Annotated in this window: 2 protein-coding genes; both read right to left on the bottom strand. The window is 75.0% G+C overall.

Annotation, left to right across the window (positions count from 1 at the left end; translation table 11 throughout):
* Positions 1-7,337 (bottom strand): SDR family NAD(P)-dependent oxidoreductase (locus ACFV9M_RS41175; protein WP_385102721.1); only part of this gene is annotated, 7,337 nt, incomplete at its 3' end.
* A 137-nt stretch (positions 7,338-7,474) separates the two neighbouring features.
* The coding region (locus ACFV9M_RS41170; protein WP_385102718.1) for an SDR family NAD(P)-dependent oxidoreductase at positions 7,475-10,669 on the bottom strand (3,195 nt) is incomplete at its 5' end.

Below are 10,669 nucleotides of genomic sequence, written 5' to 3'. Positions count from 1 at the left end.
TCGACGTCGTCCGTGCGCAGCCCGGCCGCGGCCAGGGCACGGCGGATGACCCGCTGCTGCGACGGCCCGTTCGGCGCGGTCAGCCCGTTGGAGGCACCGTCCTGGTTGACCGCCGAGCCCTTCACGACCGCCAGGACCCGGTGCCCCAGCCGCTGCGCGTCCGAGAGCCGTTCCAGGACGACGACGCCGACGCCCTCGGCCCAGCCGGTGCCGTCGGCGGTCGAGGAGAACGACTTGCAGCGGCCGTCGGCGGCCAGCCCCCGCTGCCGGGAGAACTCCACGAACATGCCCGGTGAGGCCATCACCGTCGCACCGCCCGCCAGCGCCATCGAGCACTCGCCCGAGCGCAGCGCCTGCGCCGCCAGGTGGATCGCGACCAGCGACGACGAGCACGCCGTGTCGACCGTCACCGCGGGGCCCTCGAAGCCGAACACGTAGGACACCCGGCCGGAGGCCACGCTGCCCGCGGTGCCCGTCGCCATGAAGCCCTCCAGGCCGGGCACGGACTGCGCGTCCGCGCCGTAGGTCTGGCCGAAGACACCGGCGAACACACCGACGTCGGTGCCCTTCAGCGAGACCGGGTCGATGCCCGCGTGTTCGAGCGCCTCCCAGGAGCCTTCGAGCAGCAGCCGCTGCTGCGGGTCCATCGCGGTCGCCTCACGCGGCGAGATCCCGAAGAACCCGGCGTCGAAGTCCCCGGCGCCTTGCAGGAAGCCGCCCTGGCGTACGTAGGACTTGCCGACCTGCTCGGGGTCCTCGTCGAAGAGGGCGGCGAGGTCCCAGCCGCGGTCGGTGGGGAACGGGCCCATGCCGTCCCGGCCTTCGCGGACCAGGTCCCAGAACTCGGCCGGGCCGCGTACCCCGCCGGGCAGCCGGCAGCTCATGCCGACGATCGCGATCGGCTCGTCCGGGGCGGCGGCGGCCACCGGGCCCGGTGCCACGGGCGCCGCCCGGTCGCCGACCAGTTCCTCGTACAGGTGCCCGGCGAGCACCTGCGGTGTCGGGTAGTCGAACACCGCGGTCGCGGGCAGCCGTACGCCGGTGCTCTCGCGCAGGCGGTTGCGCAGTTCGACGGCGGTCAGCGAGTCGAAGCCGGCGTCCCTGAAGGCACGGTCCGCGTCCACTTCTCCGGCGCCGCCGTGGCCCAGCACTCCGGCGGCCTCGGTGCGGACCAGGTCGAGGAGCAGTTGTTCCTGCTCGGGGCGGGGCAGCGCGGCGAGCCGGGCCGCCAGGCCCGAGGCGGCGGCGGTGGTCTGTGTCCGTACCACCCGGCGGGCCGGCCTGACGAGGCCCTGGAGCAGCGGGGCGACGTTGCCGCCGGCGGCGGCCCGGATCGCCTTGAGGTCGAGCTTCACCGGCACGACGGCGGGCAGGCCGGTCGCGAGGGCGCGGTCGAACAGCGCCATGCCCTCGGCGGGCTGCAACGGGGCGAAGCCGCCACGGCTCATCCGGGCGTGGTCGACCTCGCTGAGGTGGCCGGTCATGCCGGTGTCCTGCTGCCACAGGCCCCAGGCCAGGGAGAGGCCCGCGAGTCCGGCGGCGCGGCGGCGGGTCATCGCCGCGTCCAAGTAGGCGTTGGCGGCGGCGTAGTTGGCCTGTCCCGCCGAGCCGAACGTGCCCGAGGCGGACGAGAACACGGCGAACAGCTCGGTGTCCGGGTGCAGTTCGCGGGTGAGCGCGTCGAGGTGGGCGACGGCGTCGACCTTCGGCGCGAAGACCTTCGCGACCCGCTCCGGTGTCAGTTCCCCGATCACACCGTCGTCGAGCACACCGGCGGTGTGCACCAGGGCGGTCAGCCGACGCCCCTCCGGCAGGTCGCCCAGCAGCGCCCGTACGGAGGCGGGATCGCCGACGTCACACGCCACCACCCCGACCGACGCGCCCAACTCCGCCAGCCCGGACACCACTTCCGCGGCGCCCGGTGTCTCGGCGCCCCGACGGCCCGCCAGTACGAGATGGCGTACGCCGTGCTCGGTCACCAGGTGCCGGGCGGTCAGCGCGCCCAGCGAGCCCAGTCCGCCGGTCACCACCGCCACGCCCTCGGGGTCCAGGGGCCGCGGCACCCTCAGCACGATCTTCCCGACATGCCGGGCCTGGCTCATGAAGCGGAACGCCGCACGCGCCTGCCGCACGTCCCACACCGACCGCGGCAGCAGTTCGAGGCGGCCCTGCTCGAACAGCTCGACGATCTCGGCGAGCATCTCCCCGATCCGGGCCGGACCCGCTTCGATCAGGTCGAAGGCCCGGTAGGTGACGCCGGGATACGCCTCGGCGACCTGGCCGGGCGCACGGATGTCGGTCTTGCCCATCTCCAGGAAGCGCCCGCCGTCGCGCAGCAACCCCAGGCCGGCGTCGACCAGTTCACCGGCCAGGCTGTCCAGTACGAGGTCGACGCCGCCGGCGAACCGCTCAGCGAACGACGCGTCGCGGGAGGAGGCCAGGTGCGCGTCGTCGAATCCCTGCCCGCGCAGCACCTCCCATTTGCCGGGGCTCGCCGTGGCGAAGACCTCCGCTCCCCAGCACCGCGCCAGCTGCACCGCGGCCATCCCCACACCACCGGCCGCGGCGTGGACGAGGACCTTCTCACCGGCGCGCAGGTCGCCGTACTCCCGCAGGCCCAGGTACGCCGTCAGGAACACCACCGGCACGGTCGCGGCGTCCTCGAGGCTCCAGCCGTCCGGGACGCGCACCAGGCAGCGGTGGTCGGCGATGCCGGTCGAGCCGTAGCCGTTGGCGAGCAGGCCCATGACGCGGTCGCCGACGGCGATGCCGGTGACGCCGGGTCCGACCTCGGTCACGACGCCCGCGCCCTCGCCGCCGGGGCGTACGCCGGGTACGAGGCCGAGTGCGGCCAGCACGTCGCGGAAGTTGAGGCCCAGCGCGCGCAGCGCGACCCGGACCTCGCCGTCGTTCAGCGGCTCGGTGACCTCGGGTGCCGGGACGGCGGTGACCTCGTCGAGCGAGCCGCCCGGGCCGCCCACGATCCGCCAGGCCGTGGCGTCCGGCGGGATGGTCAGGTGGGTGTCGGCGTACGCGAGCCGGGGTGCCCAGACGGTGCCGCCGCGCAGGGCGAGCTGCCACTCGCCGGCGGACACCGTGGCCAGGGCGGTGGCCAGCGCGTCGAGGTCGGCGCCGGTCGCGGGCAGCGGGCGGCGCGGGTCCAGGTCGACGACGGCGACGAGCTGCGGGGTCTCGGCCTGGACGACCCGGACCATGCCCCAGACGGCGGCGCCCGCGGGGTCCACGAGGGTTCCGGGCGAGCTCGCGGGCACGGCACCGCGGGTGAGCAGGACCAGTCCGGCGTCCTCCAGTTCGGGCCGGGACAGGGCGACGCGGAGGACCGCGAGCGCGTGGGAGGCGAGGTCGAGGACCTGGTGCTCGTCGGCGGTGTGTCCGCCGTCCAGGGCGGGCCCGGCGGCGGGGACCACGATCCATTCGGGGCGTTCGCCGCCCGCGCCGATCCGGTCGGCGAGCGCGGTGAGGTCGTCGGCGTCCGTGACCAGCACGGTGGAGCCGGGAGAGGTCTCGGTGGGGGGCGTCGAGGTCTCCGCGGGGGTGTGGCGTTCCACCCAGTCGACGCGGAAGAGCGGGTCGGTGTCGGTCGCGGCCGTGGGGACGCCGCCGAGTTGGCCGGGGGTGACGGGGCGCGACACCAGGGACCGCACGCTGAGGACGGGGGTGCCGGTGTCGTCGGCGGCGTCGACGGTGAGCGCGTCGGCGTCGCCGGGCGCGACGCGGACCCGCAGGGAGGTGGCTCCGGCGGCGTGCAGGACGACGCCGTTCCAGGCGAACGGCAGGCCGACCGCGTCGTCCCCGGTGGCGGCGTCCGCGACGCGGAGCAGGCCGGTGTGCAGGGCCGCGTCCAGGAGGGCCGGGTGCAGGCCGAACCGGGCGGCGTCGCCGTGCTGTTCCTCGGCCAGGGCGACCTCGGCGAAGTACTCGTCGCCGCGCCGCCACGCCGCCCGCAGACCCTGGAAGACCGGGCCGTAGTCGTAGCCGACCCCGGCGAGCCGTGCGTAGAAGTCGGCCACGTCCACGGGTTCGGCGCCGGGCGGCGGCCACTCGGCCGGTCCGCCGGTGGCGGTGGCGGTGGCGGGGAGGGCAGCGGGCCCGTCAGGTGTGTCGGGCTGGGGTCGCAGGGTGCCGGTCGCGTGGCACTGCCAGCGGCCGTCGGCCAGGGCGGTGCCCAGGTCGCCGTCCTCGGGCTCGGGTGCCGAGTACACGGCGACGCCACGGGCGCCCAGCTCGTCCGGCGGGTCCACGGCGACCTGGAGGCGTACCGCCCCGCGCTGCGGCAGCAACAGGGGTGCCTCGATGACCAGTTCGTCGATCTCGGGGGTGCCGACCTGGTCGCCGGCGCGCACGGCCAGCTCGACCAGGGCCGCGCCGGGGAGCAGCACGGTGCCGCCGACGGCGTGGTCGGCCAGCCACGGGTGGCTCGCCAGGCCGAGCCGGGAGGTGAAGACGATGCCGTCGCCGTGCGGGAGTTCGATGACGGCGCTGAGGATCGGGTGGCCGGTGCCGGCGAGGCCCAGAGCCGCGGCGTCGCCGGAGTCGGCGGCGGGGGTCAGCCAGTAGCGTCGGCGCTGGAACGCGTACGTCGGCAGGTTCTCGGCGGCGGCGCCCGTCGGGAGGACCCGGTCCCAGGCGACCGGGACGCCGCGTACGAACAGGTCGGCGGCGGAGGTGAGCAGGGCACGTACCTCGCCCTGCTCACGGCGCAGGGTGCCCGCGGTCACCACCCGCTCGTCCACCAACTCCGCGATCGACGGCACCAGCACCGGATGCGGACTCACCTCCACGAACACCTCATGCCCCTCACCCACCAACGCCCGGACCCCGTCCGCGAAACGGACCTGACCCCGCAGATTCGCGAACCAGTAAGCCGCATCCAACTCACCACCACCCGTGACCCAGCCACCCCGCACCGTCGAATAGAACGGAACACGCGGCACCACCGACGACACCCCGCCCAACCGCTCCAGCAACCGCTCCCGCACCACCTCCACCGCCACCGTGTGCGACGCGTAATCCACCGCGATCATCCGCGCCCGCACCCCCTCCCCCACCAAACCCTCCACCCACACACGCAACACCGACTCAGGACCACCCACCACCACCGACCCCGGCCCGTTCACCGCCGCCACCTCCACACCCTCCGGCAACCGCCCCACCACCACCTCCTCACCCAACCCCACCGACGCCATCGCACCATGCCCCGCCAACTCCGCACCGATCACCCGCGACCGCACCGCCACCACCCGCGCCGCATCCTCCAACGACACCGCACCCGCCACACACGCCGCCGCGATCTCACCCTGCGAATGACCCATCACCGCATCCGGCACCACACCCAACGACTCCCACACCGCCGCCAACCCCACCATCACCGCGAAACTCACCGGCTGCACCACATCCACCCGCTCCAGCCACACCCGGCTCTCCCCCGTCAACACCTCCCGCAGATCCCACTCCACCCACGGCGCCAACGCCCCCGCGACACGGTCGATCTCCGCCGCGAACACCGGCGACACAGCGAGCAGCTCACGCCCCATCCCGAACCACTGCGCCCCCTGCCCCGGAAACACGAACACGCGGGGGCCGGTCAGTTCGGTCGCGGGGGCGGTGACGACGGCGGCCGGGCGTTCACCGCGGGACAGCGCGCGCAGCGCCGTGGCCGCCTCCGCCTGGCCGGTGGTCAGGACCACCGCGCGGTCCGGCAGCAGGGCGCGGCCGGTCGCGAGGGCGCGCGACACCTCGGGCAGGGACACCTCGGGCAGCGGTACCTCCGGCTGCGGTACCCCCGGCTGCGGCACCTCCGGCAGCGGCGAACCCGCTTCGCCGCCCGGGACGCGCTCGCCGCTCTCGCTGCTCTCTCCGTCCTCGCCGTCCTCGCCGCCGTCCAGGAACGCCGCGAGCCGGCCGGCCTGGGCGGCCAGCGCTTCGGGGCCACGGCCGGTCACGACCAGGGGCAGCACGTCCGTGGTCAGCGGCGCGAGCCGCTGTCCGGACGCATCGGAGGACCCGGCGGTCTCGGCGGGCTGGGAGGTCTCGGCCGGTGCCGGGGGATCGCCGGCCTCTTCGAGGATGAGGTGGGCGTTGGTGCCGCTCATCCCGAAGGAGGAGACGCCGACGCGGCGGGGGCGGTCGGCGCGTTCCCAGGGGCGGGCCTCGGTGAGCAGGCGGACCGTGCCGCTGGACCAGTCCACCTCCGGGGTGGGCCGGTCCACGTGCAGGGTGGCGGGCAGCAGGCCGTGCCGCAGGGACTGCACCATTTTGATGACGCTGACGACGCCCGCGGCGGCCTGGGCGTGGCCGATGTTGGACTTGACCGAGCCGAGCCACAGCGGGTGCTCCGGGTCCCGGTCACGGCCGTACGTGGCGATCAGCGCCTGCGCCTCGATCGGGTCGCCCAGCATGGTGCCGGTGCCGTGCGCCTCGACCACGTCCACGTCCACGCCGGACAGTCCGGACGCGGCCAGCGCCCGCCAGATCACCTGCTGCTGGGCGGGGCCGTTGGGTGCGGTCAGACCGTTCGAGGCACCGTCCTGGTTCACCGCGGAGCCGCGCAGCACGGCCAGCACCCGGTGACCGAGCCGGCGGGCGTCGGAGAGCCGGGCGAGCACGATGACACCGACCGCCTCGGCCCAGCCGGTGCCGTCCGCCGCGGCGGCGAACGACTTGCAGCGTCCGTCCGCCGACAGACCGCGCTGCCGGGAGAACTCCACGAACGTGGTGGGCGACGGCATCACCGTGGCACCGCCCGCCAGGGCCACCGAGCACTCGCCCTGGCGCAGGGCCTGCGCGGCCAGGTGGATGGCGACCAGCGAGGAGGAGCAGGCGGTGTCCACGGACACGGCGGGCCCTTGCAGGCCGAGCACGTAGGAGATGCGGCCGGAGGCGACGCTGCCCGCGAGGCCGGTGCCGACGTACCCCTCGAGGCCGGAGGTGTCGGCACCGACGCCGTATCCCTGGCTCGACACACCGCAGAAGACTCCGGTGTCCGAGCCGTTGAGGGTGTCGGGGTTGAGTCCCGCGTCCTCCAGCGCCTCCCAGGAGCACTCCAGCAGCAGCCGCTGCTGGGGGTCCATCGCCAGCGCCTCGCGCGGTGAGATGCCGAAGAAGCCCGCGTCGAACTCGCCGGCCCCGGTGAGGAAGCCGCCGCGGTCGGTGTAGGACGTGCCCGCGTGGTCGGGATCCGGGTCGTAGATCCCCTCCAGGTCCCAGCCGCGGTCGTCCGGGAACGGCACGACGCCTTCGCGGCCCTCGCGCAGCATGTCCCAGAACTCGGCGGGGGTGGCGACACCGCCGGGTATGCGGCAGCCCATGCCGAGCACGGCGATCGGCTCGTCGCCCGCACGGCTCTGCTGGGCCTTGAGGTCGTGCAGTTCGGCCGTGACGCGCTTGAGGTACTTGAGCAACTTCTCGTCGGTGTTCATCCGCGTTCCCTTCCGGGGATCCCGCCGTGGCCCGTTCAGGACTGGCCGAGCTCGTTGTCGATGAAGGCGAAGACGTCGTCGGCGCTGGCGAGGTCGAGCCGCTCGGCCACGCCGGACGACTCGGCGGTCCCGGAGTCGGGCTCGCCGGCCAGCCGCACGGTCACGTCGTGCAGCCGGGCCAGCACGCCGGCCACCTGGACGTCGCCGCTCGCCACCTCGGCGGCCAGTGCCTCGATGTCCGCGAGGTGGGCGTGCAGCCGTTTGAAGACGTCGTCGTCGGGGTTCATCGCCGTGATCACTTGTCGTGCCATGGCCAGCGGCGTGGGGTGGTCGAAGACCGCGCTCGCCGGCAGTTGCACGCCCGTGCTGCGGCGCAGCCGGTTGCGCAGTTCGACGCCCGCCAAGGAGTCGAAGCCGGCGTCCTTGAAGGGCCGGTCGGTGGCGATGGCCGGGTCCTGCGGGGAGTAGCCGAGGACGTCGGCGGCGTGCCGGCGGACCAGGTCGAGCACCGTGCGCTCCCGCTCGGCGGGCGACATGCCGGCCAGCTGCCGCGTGAAAGCCTCCTCGGTGGCGCCGCCGTCCGCGGCGGCCCGGACCCGGCGGCGGGGTGCGCGGACCAGCTTGCGGAACAGCGGCGGGACGTCGCCGCCCGCCGCGATCGCCGGCAGGTTCAGCCGGACCGCGACGGCCTGTTCCTCGCCGGTGCGCAGCGCCGCGTCGAACAGCGCGAGTCCGTCGCGAGCGTCGAGGAGGCCGATGCCGCCCCGGCTGATGCGGGCCCGGTCGAGTTCGCCGAGTCCGGCCGCGATGCCGTCGGTGCGGTCCCAGGGTCCCCAGGTGAGCGTGAGGGCGGGGAAGCCGGCGGCACGGCGACGGGCGGCGACGGCGTCGAGGGCGGCGTTCGCGGCGGCGTAGGCGCCGGTGCCGCCGCCCATGAACAGGCCGGTGACCGAGGAGAACAGCACGAAGGCGGCCAGGTCGGGGTGGAGTTCCCTGGTGAGGGTGTCGAGCAGGGTGGCCGCGTCCGCCTTCGGCGCGGCCGTCTCGGCGAGCAGATCGGCGTCGAGCGCGCCGAGCACGCCGCCGTTGAGCACGCCGGCCGCGTGCACCAGGCCGGTGAGGCGGCGGTCGCCGGGCAGCCGGCTCAGCAGTCGACGGGCCGCGTCCGGGTCGGCGACGTCACAGGCGACGGTCTCGACGGTCGCGCCGAGGGCGGTGAGCCGCCGGGTGAGTTCCTCGGCGCCCGGCGCGGCGGGACCGCGCCGGCCGGCGAGGACGAGGTGCCGTATCCCGTACGCGGTCACCAGGTGTTCGGCGAAGAGCCCGCCGAGAGAGCCCGTGCCGCCGGTGATCAGAACGACGCCTTCGGGGTCGAAGGGGCCGGGTTCGACGGCCTCGACGTGACCAGCGGGGGGCTGCTCGGCTGGGGGCTGCACGGCTCGGGGTTGCACGGCTGGGGGCTGCACGGCTGGGGGCTGCACGGCTCGGGGTTGCACGGCTCGGGGTTGCACGGTTGGGGGTTGCTCGACGGGCAGCAGCCTCGGCACGAGCACGTCCTCGCCTCGAAGGGCGAGTTGGGTCTCTCCAGCGGCGACGCCGGCCTCGACCACGGCGGCGAGGCCGGCCGGCAAGACGATGTCGCCGAACGCCGCGCGGTCAGGATCGGGGCCGGAGCCTCCGGGGCCTCCGGAGCCGCCGGGGCCGCCGAGCGCCGCACGGTCGAGGCCGAGGTCGGCATCGAGGTCGACGGCAAGGCCGAGGTCGAGGTCAAGGTTGAGGTCGAAGTCGAGGTCGAGCAGCGCGAGACGGTCGGGGTTCTCCGCCTGTGCGGCGCGGACCAGCCCCCAGGCCGCGGCTGCGGCCGGGTCGACGGTGGCGCCCCGGGTGACGACCAGCAGACGTACGGCCGCGGTCGCGGGCTCGGCGAGCCACGCCTGGACGGTGGCCAGCGTCTCGGCGAGGTCCCCCGCGGCCGGGAGCAGCGCCCAGCGCGGAGCCGCGTCGGCTTCCCTCTCGTCGGCGAGCCGGGCCGCCAGCGCGCCGATCCGCGCGGTGTCGCGGAGGGTGATCCAGCCCTGCGCGGGGACGGTGGGCTCCGCGGGCTCCGTCCGGGCGGGTACGGCGACGACCGGGAGATCGGGGAAGTCGGGGAGGTCGCGGAGGTTCACCCAGGCATACCGGTAGAGGTCGGCCGCGGGGCCGGTGGCGGTGGCGCCGGCCCGCCGTACCGGCACGGGACGGGCCAGGAGAGCGTCCGCTGTCAGGACGGTCGTGCCGTCGGCACCGGTCGCGGTCATGGACCAGGCGCCGGGTTCGGCCGGTACGGGCGCGAGGCGTACCCGAAGTGAGACGGCGCCCTCGGCGTGCAGGGTCGCGCCACGGACGACGGCCGGCAGCGGCGGCACGGCGGCGTCGCCGAGCGCCTCCGTGGGTACGGTGAGCTGCCAGGCGGCGTCCAGGAGTCCGGGATGGACGCCGAACCGGTCGGCGCCGGACTGGTCCTTCTCGTCGAGGGCGAGTTCGGCGAACAGTTCCTCGCCGAGGCGCCAGGCGGCGCGCAGAGTGGCGTACGCGGGCCCGTGTTCGACGCCTCGGGCGGCCCACGTGTCGGTGAGCGTGCCCACGGTGAGGGGAACGGCTCCGGCGGGCGGCCACGGGGCGTCGGCACCGGTGCCGGGCGTCGGTTCGGGCCGGGTGGCGGGGCGCAACTGTCCGCCGGCGTGGCGCTCCCATCCGCCGTCACCGGGCGCCGAGTGCACGCTGAACGGGCGGTGACCGTCGTCGTCCGCCGCGCCCACGGTGATCTGGAGGCGCAGGGTGCCCTGCTCGGGGAGCGCGGGCAGCGTGGTGATGTCCAGGTGCGCGAGGACGGGAGTGCCGCTGCGGTCGCCGGCACGGATCGCGAGGTCGGCCAGAGCCGCGGTCGGTATCAGGGCGGTGCCGTTGACGACGTGGTCGGCGAGCCACGGATGCGTGGCGAGGCCGATCCGTGCCGTGCAGGCCGTCCCACCGGTGTCGGGAAGGTCGACGACCGCGCCGAGCAACGGATGATCGACCGCGGTCAGGCCGAGCGAGACGGCGTCGGTGGGACCCGGCCCGTCGAGCCAGTAACGGCGGTGCTGGAAGGCGTAGGTCGGCAGGTCGAGGACGGTCTCGCCGGGCGGCAGCAGCGGGCCCCAGTCGACGTCCACTCCCCGGCCGAACAACTCGCCCAACCCGGCCAGCACCTC

Origin of the sequence: Streptomyces sp. NPDC059895 (genome assembly GCF_042731035.1) — a bacterium.
GTDB lineage: Bacteria > Actinomycetota > Actinomycetes > Streptomycetales > Streptomycetaceae > Streptomyces.
This window is presented reverse-complemented; position numbering and strand designations above follow the sequence as displayed.